Annotated in this window: 16 protein-coding genes; 8 read left to right on the top strand and 8 right to left on the bottom strand. The window is 65.5% G+C overall.

Features of this window, described 5'->3' with window-relative positions; translation table 11 throughout:
• Positions 1-376: 376 nt before the first annotated feature.
• The gene (locus BRAD3257_RS02785) at positions 377-622 is read left to right on the top strand and encodes a PilZ domain-containing protein (RefSeq protein WP_027573877.1); all 246 of its coding nucleotides are present in this window, start codon (positions 377-379) and stop codon (positions 620-622) included.
• A gap of 49 nt (positions 623-671) precedes the next feature.
• Here the strand turns inward: BRAD3257_RS02785 and BRAD3257_RS02780 are convergent, their stop codons facing one another.
• The 5 genes from BRAD3257_RS02780 to cobS all read right to left on the bottom strand — a co-directional run bounded on the left by BRAD3257_RS02780 (position 672) and on the right by cobS (position 6,500).
• Positions 672-1,079 carry a hypothetical protein gene (locus BRAD3257_RS02780; protein ID WP_122400563.1) on the bottom strand — a complete coding sequence of 136 codons (408 nt, stop codon included), beginning with the start codon at positions 1,077-1,079 and terminating at the stop codon, positions 672-674.
• A 146-nt stretch (positions 1,080-1,225) separates the two neighbouring features.
• On the bottom strand, positions 1,226-2,338 hold the full coding sequence (locus tag BRAD3257_RS02775; protein WP_122400562.1) for an NADH:flavin oxidoreductase/NADH oxidase: 1,113 nt from the start codon (positions 2,336-2,338) through the stop codon (positions 1,226-1,228).
• A gap of 152 nt (positions 2,339-2,490) precedes the next feature.
• A complete protein-coding gene (locus BRAD3257_RS02770; protein ID WP_122400561.1) occupies positions 2,491-3,558 on the bottom strand; it encodes an esterase-like activity of phytase family protein in 1,068 nt (355 codons plus the stop codon).
• Positions 3,555-5,456 (bottom strand): cobaltochelatase subunit CobT, encoded by a 1,902-nt coding sequence (gene cobT / locus BRAD3257_RS02765; RefSeq protein WP_122400560.1) that lies wholly within the window; start codon positions 5,454-5,456, stop codon positions 3,555-3,557. Before cobT ends, BRAD3257_RS02770 begins: the two co-directional genes overlap by 4 nt.
• A gap of 45 nt (positions 5,457-5,501) precedes the next feature.
• Complete coding sequence (gene cobS / locus BRAD3257_RS02760) at positions 5,502-6,500, bottom strand: cobaltochelatase subunit CobS (protein WP_122400559.1); 999 nt, start codon at positions 6,498-6,500, stop codon at positions 5,502-5,504.
• Positions 6,501-6,797: 297 nt separating this feature from the next.
• On the opposite strand from cobS, the gene BRAD3257_RS02755 reads away from it, so the two are divergent.
• From BRAD3257_RS02755 to BRAD3257_RS02735, 5 genes are all read left to right on the top strand, one after another.
• The gene (locus BRAD3257_RS02755; protein ID WP_122400558.1) at positions 6,798-7,457 is read left to right on the top strand and encodes a DedA family protein; all 660 of its coding nucleotides are present in this window, start codon (positions 6,798-6,800) and stop codon (positions 7,455-7,457) included.
• 281 nt (positions 7,458-7,738) lie between these two features.
• Positions 7,739-8,740 carry an ABC transporter substrate-binding protein gene (locus BRAD3257_RS02750; protein ID WP_122400557.1) on the top strand — a complete coding sequence of 334 codons (1,002 nt, stop codon included), beginning with the start codon at positions 7,739-7,741 and terminating at the stop codon, positions 8,738-8,740.
• A complete protein-coding gene (locus tag BRAD3257_RS02745) occupies positions 8,737-9,516 on the top strand; it encodes an ABC transporter permease (protein ID WP_122400556.1) in 780 nt (259 codons plus the stop codon). The genes BRAD3257_RS02750 and BRAD3257_RS02745 overlap by 4 nt, the downstream gene beginning before the upstream one ends.
• Positions 9,504-10,382: an ABC transporter ATP-binding protein gene (locus BRAD3257_RS02740; protein WP_162500080.1), complete on the top strand. Its 879-nt coding sequence runs from the start codon at positions 9,504-9,506 to the stop codon at positions 10,380-10,382. The genes BRAD3257_RS02745 and BRAD3257_RS02740 overlap by 13 nt, the downstream gene beginning before the upstream one ends.
• A gap of 87 nt (positions 10,383-10,469) precedes the next feature.
• Complete coding sequence (locus BRAD3257_RS02735; protein WP_122406337.1) at positions 10,470-11,195, top strand: Crp/Fnr family transcriptional regulator; 726 nt, start codon at positions 10,470-10,472, stop codon at positions 11,193-11,195.
• Here BRAD3257_RS02735 and atzF read toward each other — a convergent pair.
• Positions 11,192-12,577, bottom strand: coding sequence for an allophanate hydrolase (atzF, locus tag BRAD3257_RS02730; RefSeq protein WP_122400555.1), 1,386 nt, complete (start codon positions 12,575-12,577; stop codon positions 11,192-11,194). The two genes, BRAD3257_RS02735 and atzF, sit on opposite strands and share 4 nt — an antisense overlap.
• 111 nt (positions 12,578-12,688) lie before the next feature.
• Positions 12,689-13,906, bottom strand: a complete 1,218-nt coding sequence (locus BRAD3257_RS02725) for a citrate synthase family protein (RefSeq protein ID WP_122400554.1) — start codon at positions 13,904-13,906, stop codon at positions 12,689-12,691.
• 73 nt (positions 13,907-13,979) lie between these two features.
• On the opposite strand from BRAD3257_RS02725, the gene BRAD3257_RS02720 reads away from it, so the two are divergent.
• On the top strand, positions 13,980-15,074 hold the full coding sequence (locus BRAD3257_RS02720) for a citrate synthase/methylcitrate synthase (RefSeq protein ID WP_122400553.1): 1,095 nt from the start codon (positions 13,980-13,982) through the stop codon (positions 15,072-15,074).
• A 102-nt stretch (positions 15,075-15,176) separates the two neighbouring features.
• Here BRAD3257_RS02720 and BRAD3257_RS02715 read toward each other — a convergent pair whose 3' ends face one another.
• Positions 15,177-15,809 carry a J domain-containing protein gene (locus tag BRAD3257_RS02715; protein ID WP_122400552.1) on the bottom strand — a complete coding sequence of 211 codons (633 nt, stop codon included), beginning with the start codon at positions 15,807-15,809 and terminating at the stop codon, positions 15,177-15,179.
• Positions 15,810-15,936: 127 nt separating this feature from the next.
• On the opposite strand from BRAD3257_RS02715, the gene BRAD3257_RS02710 reads away from it, so the two are divergent.
• Positions 15,937-16,206 carry a BolA family protein gene (locus BRAD3257_RS02710; RefSeq protein WP_122406336.1) on the top strand — a complete coding sequence of 90 codons (270 nt, stop codon included), beginning with the start codon at positions 15,937-15,939 and terminating at the stop codon, positions 16,204-16,206.
• Positions 16,207-16,289 lie beyond the last annotated feature (83 nt).

Raw genomic sequence — 16,289 nt, 5'->3', positions numbered from 1 at the left:
CTACGTGCTCCACGGTCGGGACGAAGAGCTGGCCTGCAATCGAACAAAGAGCTGAACAAACCGCCTTGACACACCAAATCCCCATGTGAGCAATCCAGGGTCCCTCCGCGGAAAGATTCTGGATTGCGTCGCGGAGCCTGTCATCGGGCCGCGCTTCGCGCGGACCCGTTGGCTCGCAATGACGGTGGTGGGCAGGGTCGCGCAACGACAGGGCGGATTGACGCGAGACGTCCCACCCCGCTACCGCCGCTTTCTGCTCTCGCCGACACTTTTCATTAAAATTCTCCCGGCAACCTTAGTCTGATCGCATCATCTCTTTTCCATCATGGGACAAACCACCCGCCGCGATACCTGCGGAATTGGAGGAGACGTGCCAATGCATCCGCGCAAGTATGTCCGTGTGAAGCCCGCCGGGCTGGTGTCGCGACAGGCCAAGATCATCACCGACCCGCGCGCGCCGGTGATCCCGTGCACGCTGATCGACTATTCGCCCGGCGGCGCCTGCGTCGATCTCGGCGGCCAGGTCAAGATTCCCGATCGTTTCGAGCTGCTCCACGTCAACACCAGGAAGCGCTGCCGCATCGCCTGGAAGCGCGGCACGCGCGTGGGCGTGGTGTTCTAGGCATCTTCCTTAGCCTCCCCTGGAGGGGTCCTGGAGGGGTAAGAGAAAGCTACTTCCGCATCCTCGCCTTGGCGCCGGCGACGATCTGCATGGCGACGCCGGCGATCCAGCCGGCGAAGACGAGCCAGGTCCAGGCCAGGTGCGGATCGAGCCGCAGCACGATCACGGCGACCGAGACGAACGCGGTCAGCGTGGCGCAGAGCGTGCCGGCCGAGCTGAGAAATTCCGCGGCGTCGATCGCGCTGTGCGCGTCGTCGAAAGGCATTTGCGGCGTGTCGATGCCTAGATAGAAGCCGACCGCGCCCAAGGCCATCATCAGCAGCAGGAATCCCTGCGTGGTCAGCGTGGGGATCGCAGATCCCACATAGGCGCCGACGAACAGGCCGCACGCGGCTCCCGCCATCGCAAGAGCCACGCGCTCGAACACATGGGCAGTTTTGCGGATACCAAAACGCATGGCCGGCCTCCGTGAGGCGTTGAGGGACGGAGGTTAGGCCAGTTTTGGGGAGCGTGGAAGGCGAAGGGGATTATAGCAGGCGGCTTAGCTCTCTCTCCCAGCAAGCGGGGCCGCGAGGAGCCTCGTTTGCGCTGAAGGTGAAGAAATCACCTCGCCCCGAACGTGGTCTTGCCGAACAGCGCCTTTTGCGCCTGTGGCTGCGAGCGCCAATATTGCGGCGGGACCTCGACCACGCCGCCGAGCTCGGCGGCGGCGTGCCAGCCCCAGCGCGGGTCGTAGAGCATGCCGCGAGCGAGCGCGACCATGTCGGCCTTGCCGGATGCGACGATCTCCTCGGCATGCTTGGCATCGCTGATCAGGCCGACGGCGATGGTGGGCAAGCCGGTCTCGCGCTTGATGCTATCGGCAAACTGCACCTGATAGCCGGGGCCGAGCGGGATCTTCTGCAGCGGCGAGACGCCGCCGGAGGAGGCATCGATCCAGTCGACGCCGCGCGCCTTCAGCGCTCTCGCAAATTCTATTGTTTGCGCCAGATCCCAGCCGCCCTCGACCCAGTCGGTCGACGACACCCGCATGCCGACCGGCTTGTCAGCGGGGAACGCGGCGCGCACCGCGTCGAACACTTCGAGCGGAAAGCGCATGCGGTTGGCGAGGCTGCCGCCATATTCGTCGGTGCGCTTGTTGGAGATCGGCGAGAGGAATTGATGCAGGAGATAGCCGTGCGCGCCATGCACCTCGATGGCGTCGATGCCAAGGCGCGCGGCGCGTTTGGTGCAGTCGACGAAGGCCTCGCGAATGCGCTTCAGGCCTGCCGCATCCAGCGCCAGCGGAGCGGCCTCGCCCTCCTTGTGCGGCACCGCCGATGGCGCCACCGTCTGCCAGCCGCCATGCTCGACCGGAATCAGCTGGCCGCCCTCCCACGGCCGCGCGCTGCTGGCTTTGCGGCCTGCATGGGCGAGCTGCATCCCGATCGCCGCGGAGGAATATTTCCGCACCGAATTGAGGATCGGCCTCAAGGCGGCCTCGCAGGCATCGCTGTAGAGCCCGAGGCAGCCCGCCGTGATGCGGCCGATCGCCTCGACATGCGTCGCCTCGATGCAGAACATCGCGGCACCCGACAGGCTGAGATTGTTGATGTGGGTGAAGTGCCAATCGGTGGCGACGCCGTCCTCGGCCGAATATTGGCACATCGGCGACACCACGATGCGGTTGTTCAAGGTGAGGCCGCGCAGCTTGATCGGGTTAAACAGGGCGCTCATGCGGGGAGTTCCGGGAGATGGAGGAACAATGCAGGGAGTGTAGTGAGCAAAGCGCGGATTGCTAGGCGCGCGGGGGGAATGGCGGGCGCGACGGAATGCATTGCCGCACGATGGGAAGCGAATGCCTCCGCAATGACGGGGGTGCGACCGCCCTACTCGACCAGCGTGAACTGCAGCAGCAGCGTCCGCTGCAGCATCGAGAAATTGTCGTCCGACACCAGGGTCAGCACGGTCTCGCCGTCGGGCGTGACATGGGCGTCGATGCCTTCCATGTTGTCGATCTCGTGGCCGAGATCGGCGGCGAACAGCGCGGGGCCGTCGACCAGCGCGCCCGGCGCGATTCCCTTCAGGGGGATCGCGCGAATGCGGATGTTGATGCCGGTGAACCAGGAGAATTTGCGTTCGAGGATCAAGAGCTCGCCGGAGGGCAGCAGCACGGCATCGCTGATGTCGTATTTCTCGGTGCGGCGGACGCTGAACTGGCCGGGCGTGGGGCCGCCGATCAGGAAGGCGACGAGATTGCCGTCGGCGTCGAGCCCGCGCTCTGAGAACGCGATCAAAGTGCCCGCGAGCGGCTGGCCCTTCGGGATGAACACAAGCGCTTCAATGCCCTTGTTGGAGGGTAGCTTGCGCAAGGCCGGCGGAACGGCGATCACCTCGCCGCGGGCACGCGTGCCGCCCTTGGCGAAATCGTAGCGCAGGATCTGGTTGACGCGCTCGAGCCCGACATAGACGAGGTTGCCGTCGCGCGCGATCGATTCCGAATCCCACCAGAGGTGCTTTTCCGTGATCGGCCGACCCTCGGCGCCGAGCAGCGGCGCGGCCTCGACGTCGGTGAGCCCGACCATCTCGCGGCCGGAATAGCGGATGGTGCCGGTGAACCAGCCGCCCTGGTCGGAGATCGCGACGAAGCGCTCGCCCTTGCCGTCGAGGAAGCGGATGCCGGACAAGCCGCCGAAGCCGCGATAGGGCGAGGTCAGCACCAGGCCGCTGCGATAATCCAGCGAGCCGAAGCGCGTGCGCGCGCGGTCGCGCGGTTCGAAATGGGGAATCGGACGCGCGTTGACCTCGATGCTGACAGGCGCGGCGACGGCGTGCTCGACCTGGAGCTCGCGTGGCTCGGTCGCCGCTTGCGCCTGCGCGAGACGCGAGAGCGCGAGAGTGGAGAATCCTGCCGCAGCAAAGCCAAGAAAGCTGCGGCGGGATGGCGGCGTGCTCACGAATGCAATTTGCGTCGCGGGCGACCGGGTGCTTGCGTGGGCGCCGCGTTGGTCTCGCTGAACAGCTCGGCGAGTTTTTCGGTGATGGCGCCGCCGAGCTCCTCGGCATCCACGATCGTCACCGCGCGGCGGTAGTAGCGCGTCACGTCATGGCCGATGCCGATCGCGATCAGCTCGACCGGCGAGCGGGTCTCGATCTCCTCGATGATGTGGCGCAGATGCCGCTCGAGGTAGTTGCCGGGGTTGACCGACAGGGTGGAATCGTCGACCGGCGCGCCGTCCGAGATCATCATCAGGATCTTGCGCTGCTCGGGCCGGCCCAAGAGCCGCTTGTGCGCCCAGTCCAACGCCTCGCCGTCGATGTTCTCCTTCAAGAGACCCTCGCGCATCATCAAACCGAGATTCTTGCGCGCACGGCGCCAGGGCGCATCCGCCGACTTGTAGATGATGTGGCGGAGATCGTTGAGGCGGCCGGGATTGGCCGGCTTGCCGGCGGCAAGCCAGGCTTCGCGCGATTGCCCGCCCTTCCAGGCGCGCGTGGTGAAGCCCAGGATCTCGACCTTGACGCCGCAACGCTCCAGCGTGCGCGCGAGGATGTCGGCGCAGGTGGCGGCGACCGTGATGGGGCGTCCGCGCATCGAGCCGGAATTGTCGAGCAGCAGCGTCACCACGGTGTCGCGGAACGTCGCCTCCTTCTCGTGCATGAAGGACAGCGGGTGATAGGGATCGGTGACGACGCGCGACAGCCGCGCGGGGTCGAGGATGCCCTCTTCGAGATCGAACTCCCAGGCGCGGTTCTGTTGCGCCATCAGGCGGCGCTGCAGGCGGTTGGCCAGGCGCGCGACGATGCCTTGCAGATGCGCGAGCTGCTTGTCGAGATAGGCGCGCAGCCGCTCCAGCTCGTCATGGTCGCAGAGGTCTTCGGCGGCGATGACCTCGTCGAACTTGGGCGCGAAGGCGTGGTATTCCGGCCCGCGCGGCTCGTTCCTGCCGTGCTGGTTCGGACGCGTCGCCTCGCCCGGGGTCTCGTCGTCGCCGAGCTCGCCGTCGTCGAAGGTGTCGGAGGTCGAGGCCTGCGCGCTTTCCATCGCGCTCTCGCTCATCTCCTCGCTCGTCGCCTGCGCCTGGTCGGCGCTCATCTCCTGCGCGGCGTCGGAATCGGGCGAGCCTTCGGCGCCGGACTGATCGTTGTCGCCGTCCTGGTTCTCGTCGTTCTCGTCATTGTCCTCGCTGTCGGCGTTGCGCTCGTCGCCGAGCTCGAGCGCCGAGAGCAGATCGTGCACGGCATCGCCGAACCTGGTCTGGTCCTCGAGCACGCCGTCGAGCCGGTCGAGCCGCTTGCCGATCTTGTCTTCGAGAATGGGACGCCAGAGGTCGACCATCTTCTTGGCCGCCGTCGGCGGCGCCAGGCCGGTGAGGCGCTCGCGCACCAGCATCGCCAGCGCGTCCGCCAGCGGCGCGTCGGCGCGGTCGGTGATCTCGTCGAACTTGCCGCGGTGGAAATGGTCGTCGAGCATCGCGGTGAGGTTCTTGGCAACGCCCGCCATGCGGCGCGCGCCGATCGCCTCGACGCGGGCCTGCTCGACCGCCTCGAACACGCCGCGCGCCTGCGGATTGCCGGGCATCAGCTTGCGATGAACCTTGGGATCGTGACAGGCGAGCTTGAGCGCGATGGAATCGGCATGGCCGCGCACGATCGCGGCGTCGCGCCTGGTCATCTTGCGCGCCGGCTCGGGCAAGCGGGCTTTGCCCGGCGCGAGCCCAGGCCGCTCGGCCGCGAAGGAGATGTCGAGCTCGGGCGTCTTGGCGATCGCCTTGAGGCAGGAGGCGACCGAGCGCTTGAACGGCTCGGTCGGCGCTTCCTTGTTGTTGCGGAATTTGGAGTTGGAGGTGGTCATCTCGCCCTGTCCGTCGTCCCGAAGGGCGGGACGACATCTCAAACCTCAGCTGAGCGCGACGTTCACCGCCGATTCCGGCAGCTCCGCGTTGAAGCAGCGCTGGTAGAACTCGGCGACCAGGGGGCGTTCGAGCTCGTCGCACTTGTTGAGGAAGGTGACGCGGAACGCAAAGCCGATATCGCCGAAGATGTCGGAGTTTTCCGCCCAGGTGATCACCGTGCGCGGGCTCATCACCGTCGACAGGTCGCCATTGGCGAAGGCGTTGCGGGTGAGGTCGGCAAGGCGCACCATCTTGTTGACGATGTCGCGGCCCTCCTGGGTGCGATAATGCTTGGCCTTGGCCAGCACGATCTCCACTTCTTCGTCATGGCTGAGATAGTTCAGCGTGGTGACGATCGACCAGCGGTCCATCTGGCCCTGGTTGATCTGCTGGGTGCCGTGATAGAGGCCCGAGGTGTCGCCGAGGCCGACCGTATTCGCCGTGGCGAACAGTCGGAATGCCGGGTGCGGCTTGATCACCTTGTTCTGGTCCAAGAGCGTCAGGCGGCCCGAGACTTCCAGCACGCGCTGGATCACGAACATCACGTCGGGACGGCCGGCGTCGTATTCGTCGAACACCAGCGCGACGTTGTTCTGCAGCGCCCAAGGCAGGATGCCGTCGCGGAATTCGGTGACCTGCTTGCCGTCGCGGACCACGATGGAGTCCTTGCCGACGAGGTCGATGCGGCTGATGTGGCTGTCGAGGTTGACGCGCACGCAGGGCCAGTTCAGGCGGGCGGCGACCTGCTCGATATGGGTGGATTTGCCGGTGCCGTGATAGCCCGTCACCATCACGCGGCGGTTCTTGGCGAATCCGGCGAGAATGGCGAGCGTGGTGGCGCGGTCGAAGCGGTAGTCGGAATCGACTTCGGGCACATGAGGATCGACTTCGGAATAGGCAGGGACTTCGAGATCACTATCGATCCCGAACACCTGGCGCACCGACACTTTCATGTCGGGCAGACCGGAAACTTCCTCAACTTTGGACAGGGCGGCGGTCGTCATCAATCCTCCGAGGTCCCGGGCGGTCCCGAAACCGGTTATTCGCACGTTGGCTGCGGCTGGGTGCTGGACAGCAACCTATCAGAGACACGGGACGGGCAGAAGCCCGCCCTCCAATCAAAGTTCCATTGTCTTTTCATTTAGATAGGCAAGGAACGCAGATTTTGGAGGGCTGCGTTGCGAATCACGCCCGCATTTCGCACCCGGGAGGACCGGCCCAACCTATGCGAATGGCAAATTTCGCCGGTTCTCCTTATGTAGGGTCCACTGCCCCGCGCGCCAGCCCGCCACAGAGACGACGTGACGTCCTTCCTCGATCCTCTCATCTCCTTCGTCTCGGCCCATGCGTGGCTGGGCTATCTGACCCTGTTCCTGGCGGCGCTGCTCGAAGCCGTTCCGGTGGTGGGATCGGTGATCCCCGGCTCGACCATCATCCTGGCGCTGAGCGCCCTCGTGCCGGGCGGCGAGCTGCAGCTGCCGTGGGTGCTGCTGGCGGCGGCGCTTGGCGCGGTGCTGGGTGACGGGTCGGCCTATTGGATCGGGCACCGGCGGCAACGCGAGATCCTCAACACCTGGCCGCTGACCAATTATCCGCGCGTGGTCGCGGAGAGCGAAAGCTTCTTCAACCGCTTCGGCACCTGGGCCGTGTTCTTCGCCCGCTTCGTGCCGCCGATCCGCGCCTTCGTGCCCGTGACCGCCGGCGCGCTGGGCATGGCCCCCACGAAATTCTACGCAGTGAACGTTCCCGCGATCCTGCTCTGGGCGCCGGCGCATGTGCTGCCGGGCGTGCTCGCGGTGTCGGCCTTCCACCAATATTTCGGGGTGCCGCACGCGGGGCATCCGTTCAAGCATGTCTGGATTCTAACCGTCGTTGGGGTTGCAATCATTGTCGGCGCTGCAATCTGGACCATCCGCCGCCGGCACGGCAGCGCAGTCGCGGAAGCCAAACCACGGGCTTGATGGCGCGACGCCCGGCGTCCGCTCGCGGCCGCGACCTTGCTCCTCTCGAGCACGACTGCCGAATAGCTGAGGACCGCGGGCCGGACAGCACGCCGCACAAGAGGCGGGCAAACAGAGCTTTCCGCTGCCCAAATTGCGATCCGCTACGGCTCCGCGATGCGCAAATGTTCGTCAGCGGAACACGTTGTCGATTAATTGCTTCACGGCGCATCGCCTTCGGATGACCCTCCTCCAATCACAGGCTGGCCGTTGCGGCCGCCGACATGACCGGAGGTGGTTGCATGCGCACGAAAACAGCTCTTCGCATGGTCTCGTTTGCGATCTCGGCCTGTGCGGGCATCTTGAATCCGGCTTGCCAGGCCGCGGCCGAGGAGGTGCTGAAGGCACGGCTTGCGCAGAACCTCGCACCGATCTCGGCCCTCGCGATCGTCGCCAAGGCGAACGGCCTCTTCGGCAAGCAGGGACTCGATATCTCGGTCTCGAATTTCACCAGCGGAAAACAGTGTCTCGACACGGTGATGGGAGGAGGCGCGGACATCGCGACGACCGCCGAAGCTCCGGTCACCGCGGCCGCGATGGCGCAGCAGCCGATCGCCTTCGTCGCCGGCATGGAGTACTCGGATCTGAAGACGATGACGGCGGCGGCCGCCGCAATCAGGACCAAAGCGGATCTGCGCGGCAAACGCATCGGCTTCACGGCCGGCACAGGGAGCGAGGTCTACACTTCGGCTCTGCTGAAGGCGGCGGGATTGACCGCCAAGGATGTCACGCTCGTCAACCTTCGCCCCCAGGAGATGCTTCCCGCTCTGGCGGCGGGGAGCATCGACGCGTTCGACACCTGGGAGCCGCACCTGGCGAATGCAAAGAAGGCGCTCGGCGAGGGCGCCGTCCTGCTCGATACCAAGGGGCTCTACTCGGAGACCTTCAACATCGTCGTGACGCGGCCCTATCTGGAGGCAAACCCGGCAATCGTCAGCAAATTCCTGGCGGCTCTCATTGAAGCGGAAGGCTGGATGAAGTCCCATCCGGACGAAGCGATCGACATTGTCGCCGCCGCAAGTGGAATGAAGCGCGACGAGCTGGCGCCGATCTGGTCGGATTACGTCTATCGCGTGCGCCTCGACGACAAGCTGCTCGAGACGCTGAAGACGCACGCGGCCTGGCGGCTCGAGACCGGCAATCACCCGCCGGGGGCGGGGATGCCTGATTTCTCGAAGGTCATTGTGGCGGCGCCGCTGAAGGCGCTTGATCCCGCACGTGTGACACTGTCGGCCAATCCATGAGCACCGGCGGGCACAACCGCGCGACGGCGGCCGGACGTCTGAGCATGCTTCTCGGCGCGCTTTCCGTGCCAGCCTTCGTCGGCGTCTGGGAATTGATCGCGCGCTCCCGGATCGTCAACGCGGTGCTGTTCCCGCCGCCGTCGACGGTCGCTGTCGCCATCCTTGACTGGATCCACAGCGGGCAGTTTGTCGGCGACCTTTCCGCGAGCCTATTCCGCGTCACCATGGGCTTCCTGATCGGGACGACGGGCGGGATCATGCTCGGCGTGCTGACGGGCCGGTTCCGGCTGGTCTCGAGCCTGCTCTCGCCGCTGTTTCATATCCTCCGCCCGATCCCCCCGATCGCCTTCGTGCCGATCGTGATCCTCTGGTTCGGCTTGTCCGAGGCCGGCAAGCTCTTTCTGGTCGTCTGGGGCGTGTTCTTCACCGTATGGCTCGCGACCCATATCGGCGTTCAGAAGGTCGATCGCGGCCTCATTCGCGCCGCGCTGATGCTCGGCACGCCACGTCGGCAGATGCTCACGGAGATCGTCCTGCTGGGGGCGCTTCCCTACATCGTTGTCGGTCTGCGCACCGCCGTCAGCATCTCCTTTTACACGCTCGTCGCCGCCGAGCTGGCGGGTGCGTTCGCCGGCATCGTCTACCGGATCGAGATTGCGCAACAGAACATGCAGACCGGACAGGTCATGGGAGGGCTGGCGGCGCTCGGACTGCTCTCCTTCGTTGCCGATCGGTCCTTCGCGGCCATTGCCGAGCGCGCCGTATGGTGGCGATGATGCACACCCCGCTTCGCCCGACATCACCGCTCCGGCTCGTGGATGCTCAGCCGGAGCCTTCATCGACGGCGCCGGAAGCAATCATCCGGGTCGAGGATTTGAGCATCGTGTTCGATGTGCCGCGCGGCGAGGTCATTGCCGTGGACCGGGTGTCCCTGGCCGTGATGCCGGGTGAATTCGTCTCGCTGGTTGGTCCGTCGGGCTGCGGCAAGTCTACGCTCTTGAACGCGATGGCGGGCCTCGAACGGCCGTTCGAAGGCGAGATCACGGTCGCCGGCAAGCCGATGCTGGCACCTCGACCGGATATCGGGATGGTCTTTCAGCAGCCGCATCTGTTCCCCTGGAAATCGGTACGCCGTAACATCGCTCACGGACCGCGCGCGCTCGGCAAGTCGAAAACGGAGGCGCTTCGGATCGCCGACGACCTGATCGACATGATCGGGCTGACAAAATTCGCCAGCGCCTATCCGCATACGCTTTCGGGCGGCATGCAGCAGCGGGTGGCGATTGCTCGCGCCCTCGCGAACCAGCCGCGTGTGCTGCTCATGGACGAACCCTTCGGTGCGTTGGACGCGCAGACCCGGGCCGTGATGCAGGACAACCTGCTCGAGCTGCGCGACCGGATCAACGCCACGATCGTTTTCGTCACGCATGACATCGACGAAGCCATTCTCCTGTCGGATCGCGTGCTGATCATGAGCGCCGGCCCGGGCCGCATCCTGCGGGATCTTTCGGTGGCCCTGCCGCGCCCGCGCTCCAGCACTATCCTGACAGAGCCCGCCTATCTCGCGCTCAAGCGGGATTGCCTTGACCTGATCCGGACCGAAGGCCGCAAGGCGTTCGAGCAAATGGAAGCAGTGACTTGAAGCGCGATGAGGTCGCTTCAATTTAGCCGCAGCGAGGGCTGGCATAGCTCTTGAATGGATCTGCTCCAGCTACGATGGAGCGGGCAGATGTCAGCGGCAACTCTCAAGGCGACGGCCGGGATCATGCTGGCGGAGTCGGATGCTCTGGTCAGATCGCTGCCAGGCTTGCTCGACCATCTGAGCGAGGCTGACCGGCGCCGTGTGCTGGCAATCGGTCGCCACCAGGTTCTGGACACCGGCAAGCATATCTGGCGCCAGGGAGAGACCCAGAACGGCATATATCTGATCGAGTCCGGTCGGATCCGCAGCTATTACGCAGCACCTTCGGGGCGTGAGGTGACGCTCGCCTACTGGTTCGGCGGCAATTTCGTCGGCGGGCCCGACCTCTTCGGCTCCGGAGCGCATATGTGGTCTTCGGTTGCGATCGAGCGCAGCCGGCTCCTCTTTCTGCCTGGCCCCGCGCTGCGCGAGCTTGCGCTTCAGTCGGCGACCATCGCGGTAGCGCTGCTGGATGCGCTGGCCTTCAAGGCAAGGTGTTACTCGGCCATGGCGCAAATGCTCGGCACACGATCGGTGACCGAGCGGTTGCAGCGTCTACTGATCTTTCTCTCGAATATCTACGGCTCGCAGCACGGCCGCGAGATCGTGCTCGGCATTCCCTTCACCCATGGCGATCTCGCCAACCTGATCGGAGCGACACGACAATGGGTGACGGTGCAGCTCTCTCGCATGCAGGCGAGAGGCATCATCCGCTACGACAGAGGTCTGATCGTCATTCTGAATTTGCGCGCGCTCGACCTCGAGATCGTCTAACCGACGCCGCGCGAATAGACGTTCAGTCCGAACGGAGCGCCGTCATTGTCCGGCTGCCATCGCGAGGCGAAGTCCAGGAGGGCGTGGTCGTGCCATGCGGGTGCCAGCAGAGTGACGCCCATCGGCATCCCGCTGGTGAGCGTCGCATTGGGAAGCGCCACCGCACACAGATCCAGAAGATTGACGGAATAGGAGTAGTGACCAAGACGCGTATTGAGCGTGACGGGGTCTTCCAGCATGTCCGCAATGGTGAAGGGCCGCGGCGCTGTCGGCACGACCAGGACGTCGATCTGCTTGAAGAGGAGCTGGACCTGTCGGCGCAACTTCAGGAGACGATGTTGCGCCGCGAATGCGTCAGCCGCTGAAAATTGCGCCGCAGAATGCAGGACTTTGCGCGTGACCTCCAGCAGATCGCCATGATGGACGTCAAAGAGCTTGCTGATCGCCGCGTAGCGTTCGGCGATCCACGGTCCCGAGAACAGCATTTCGCCGGCCTCGGCGAAAGGCGTGAAGTCGATCTCGAGGGCCTCGCCTCCCAGTCCCACCAGTCTCCCGCAAGCCTGCTCGTAAAGCGCGTCGCATTCAGGCAACCCGAATGAATTGAGCTGAGAGGCGGAAATGCGCCCGAAGCGAAATTCCTGGGGAACAGCGGATGACCGGCCGCGCGCTTCGCGGCTGTAGGGATCCGCCTCGTCGAAGCCCTCGATGAGCTCCAGCAACAATTTGCCCTCGGTGACGGAGTTGCAGAAGATCGACGGACAATCGAGCGTGGGGCAGTTCGGAACGAGCCCGCGGGATGAGACAAGCCCGACCGTCGGCTTGATCCCGATGATGCCGTTGAAACCTGCCGGCACCCGGCCTGAGCCGCCGGTGTCGGTGCCGAGTGAGAAGGCAACGTGACCGGCCGCCACGGCGACGGCCGAGCCCGAGCTCGATCCGCCCGCGACATAGCGATCATCGGCGGCGCTTGGGCAGGCGCCGTGAGGTGACCGGGCCCCGGATAGCCCGGTTGCGAACTGATCCAGATTGGTCTTGCCGAGACAGATTGCGCCCGCCGCGACGAGGCGCTCGACGCACTGAGCCGATCGCTCCGCAACATAGGCGAAGGACGGACAGGCCGCCGAGGTCGGCATGCCCGCCACGTCGATGTTGTCCTTCGCGCCGAAAGGCACACCGAGCAGAGGAAGCAGTTCGCCCTGCGCGCTGCGCCGCGCGAGAGCCTCGGCCTCCGCCAGCGCCTCTTCCTTTGGCCTCACATGGATCCAGCAATTGCGGTGTTGGTCACGATCGATGCGCTCATATGCCGTCGCGAGGACCGAACTGAGTTCGGCCGAGGTACGAAGCGGGCGACTGCGGCGAGTTAGGGCGGCGGCTTGCGACACAAATGGCTCCCGGGGAGATCGAAGGTGCCGCGAGCCTGCCCGGAGGTAGACCGGACGGAAAGCAATTAAGCGCTTCTGCTGCCGCCGTGAACCGGACCGCAAGTGGAGCGATCACGAACTCCCCGCCCGTCTCCCTGGCGCCGGCCCGACGTAGCGCGCCCTGGGCCGGATCAGCTTGCCGAACTGCAATTGCTCGCTGGCATGGGCGATCCAGCCGACACTTCGGGCCATCGCAAACAGTGCGAGCTCGCTGCCCGCCGGCAGGCGCAGGGCGTGCACGAGGACTGCGAGCGCATAGTCGATGTTGACGAACTCGCCGGTCGCTTCGGCGATCCGCTCGGGCACCTCGCGGGTGAATTTGCGCGGCGCGCCGGCGCGGGAGAGTGCGTTCAGCAGCGATTGCGCGCGGGGATCGCCGCGCTTGTAGACGCCATGGCCGAAACCCGCGAAACGCTCGCCGAGCGCGACGCGCTCGCGCACCATCGGCTCGACGTCGCGGTCGACCAGCGTCTTGACCAGCTGCGAAGCCAGCACGCCGGCCCCGCCGTGCTTCGGCCCTTTCAACGCGGCGAGCCCGGCGATGACGGAGTCGTAGAGATTGAGGCCGGTCGACGCGGCGCAGCGCGCGGTGAAGGTCGAGGCATTCAGCTCATGATCGGCGAGCAGCACCAGCGCGCGGCGGATCAGGTCGGGCGCGTGCTTGTTGTCCGCCGCCCAGGCGCGCGCGACCTGCTGATGCAGCGGCTCGGCCGACGGCTCCGCGTTGAGCATGGTCGCAACCAGCAGGCGGACGATGCGCGCGCCGACCATGGCGCGGCCGTCGGGCGCTCGGGTGAAGGCGCGCGGATCGGCGCTGGCGGCGAGCGCGAGCACCGCGATGGCGCGGTCGATCGGCGCGGCGCGGTGTGCAGCCGCTGCGATCGTGCGCATCTCCTCGGACATCTCGGGCTGATTGTCCGGATCGAACGGATCGACGCCGGAGACGTCCCAGAGCAGCGTCGCGGTGTGCTCGAGCGTGTCGCTGTCGGAAAGATCGACGCAATTGACGCCGCGATAGATCGCGCCCTCCTCCGTGATGGTCGAAATCTCGGTGTCCATCACCGGCAGGTCGGCATCGAAGCTGCGCAGGCCGCGCGGTTCCGGCGACGGCACCCGGCGCTCTTTCAACGCGCGGACGTCCTCGGCGCGGTAGCGGTTCTTGCGCGAATCCGGCGTCGGCTCGGAGCGGATCAGGCCGCGGCTGACATAGGCATAAAGGGTGGCCGGGGAGATCGCGAGCTCGGCAGCGGCTTCCCGGGCGGACAGGTACAGCTCCGGAGAATTTTTCATATTGATTCATGTAATCAAGATTGATCAATCTGTCGAGAGGCCCGACCTTTCCAGTCGTGAAAGGAGACAGGCCATGAACATCCACCTCACCAAAAGCCAGATCGGGCTGGACGGCGTTCCCGCGGCTGAGACCGTGCTGAGCCACGTCGATGGCGAGCGCGGCGAGTTGATCATCGCCGGCGAGCATGTCGGGCGCCTCGCTGCCGAATCGAGCTTCGAGGGCGTCACCGCCCGACTCTGGAATGGCGCGAGCGGGACCAGCCGCAGCGAAGCCAATGTGCGGGCGAGCCTGGGCGCGGCGCGCGAGCGCGCCTTCGCGCGGCTGGACGAGTTGCTGCCGGCGACGCGCGGCATGGGCATTATCGACGGGTTCCGCGCAGCGGTCGCCGGGCTTCGCGCGGAGCACGGCCTGGAACATGAGGCGACCATCGTCGGCGCATTTCCGGTGATCGCGGGCGCGCTGGTCCGGCGCGCCAAGGGACTATCGCCGGTCGCGCCGAATCCGAACGCGAGCCATGCCGCCGACACGCTGCGCATGCTGCACGGACGCACCCCTGCGGCGCGCGAGGTCACCGCGCTCGATGCCTATCTCGTTACCGCCAGCGATCACGGCATGAACGCCTCGACCTTCACCGCGCGCGTGGTGGCCTCGACGCAAGCCGACCTGTTTGCCGCAGTGACCGCCGGCTATTGCGCGCTCACGGGTCCGCTGCATGGCGGCGCGCCGGAACCGGTGCTGGAAATGCTCGACGCGATCGGCTCGCGCGAGCGCATCCAGCCGTGGGTGGATGCGGCGCTGGCGCGTGGCGAGCGGATGATGGGATTTGGCCACCGCGTCTACCGGGTGCGCGATCCGCGCGCCGACGTGCTGAAGGCCGCGGTCGAGGCGCTCGCATCCAACGGCACCGACCTGCCGTTCGCCGGCGAGGTCGAGGCCTATATTCGGCAAGCGCTGCGCAAGAAGAATCCGGATCGGCCGCTGGAGACGAATGTCGAGTTCTTCACCGCGATCCTGCTCGATGCGCTGGCGATTCCACGGCAGGCGTTCACGCCGATCTTCGCGGTGGCACGCAGCGCAGGCTGGACCGCGCATGCGCGCGAGCAGCAGCGGACCGGGCGATTGATCCGGCCGAGCTCGTCTTATGTCGGGGCGATGCCGGAGGCGTGACGAAGTAGCCCCGCATGGAGCGGCAAGCGTAATCCGGGAAAGTCGTGGTTGTGAGAGAAAGGTCCCGGATTACGCTTGGGGAGGAAAGGAAGCTGCGAGGCCCTACGCCTCCCGCACCACCGTCTTCAGATAGTTGTACGCCTTGATGATCTCGATCAGACGGTCTTCGGTGGAGCGGTCGCCGCCATTGACGTCCGGATGATGCTGCTTGACCAGCGCCTTGTACTTGCTCTTGACGTCGGCGAGCGTGGCGTCGGCGCCGAGGCCCATGACCTGAAGCGCCTTGCGCTCGGCGTTCATCACCTTGCGCGTCTCGGGCTTGGGCGCAGCTTCCGGGCCGCCGCGCCAGCTGGCGCGGCCGTTGATCTCTGAGAACATGCTGAACGGATCGAAGGCGCCATCGATCTCGGCTTCCGATCCCTTCTTGCCGCCATTGGCACCCATCTTCCAGGTCGGACGATGGCCGGTCAGCGCATCCTTCTGGTAGCGCGCGACGGCCTCGGCATTCATGCCGGAGAAGAAATTGTAGTTCTGGTTGTATTCGCGCACGTGGTCCAGGCAGAAGTGCCAGTACTCGCGCTGGTTCTCGCGTCCCTTCGGCGCGCGATGGCTGCCCTTGTTCTGACAGCCGGCCCATTCGCAGGCGACCACGGTCTCGCGCGGCTTCGCTTCCGGTTTCGCGCCTCTCGGCTTGACGCGGATGGAGTCGAAGAACTTTGATGAATCGATCGGCATGGCTGACTTTGACTACGCAATGCACAAACCTTCAAGTCTTGACATTGCAATTCGCTGAGCACCCGGTCGCAGTGACCTCGGACGTCCGGGTATTGACGGGGTGCGATCGCACACCTTAATGGCACAGATGGCTATGAAAGACACTATCAGCAACAAGTTGCAGGAAGCTTTCACGCCTGAAAGCCTGCAAGTCGTCGACGAGTCACATCTGCATGAAGGCCACGCCGGCCATCGGCCGGGAGGTGAGACGCACTTCCGTGTGTATATCGTGTCTGCCGCCTTCAAAGGGAAGAGCCGGGTCGACCGCCATCGCATGATAAATTCGGCGCTGGCCGCGGAACTCTCCGGCGGCGTGCACGCGCTCGCGATCCATGCGCAGGCGCCGGGGGAAGGGTGACTGCCGCAAATTCCGCTGTCATGCCCCGCGCAGGCGGGGCTCCAGTACTCCGCCGCACTAGTTAGGTCCGCCGCGGAGTACTG

It is taken from the genome of Bradyrhizobium vignae, assembly GCF_900324035.1.
Classification (GTDB): domain Bacteria; phylum Pseudomonadota; class Alphaproteobacteria; order Rhizobiales; family Xanthobacteraceae; genus Bradyrhizobium; species Bradyrhizobium vignae.
The sequence above is the reverse complement of the archived record's forward strand: the minus strand, read 5'-3'. Positions and strand labels throughout refer to the sequence as shown.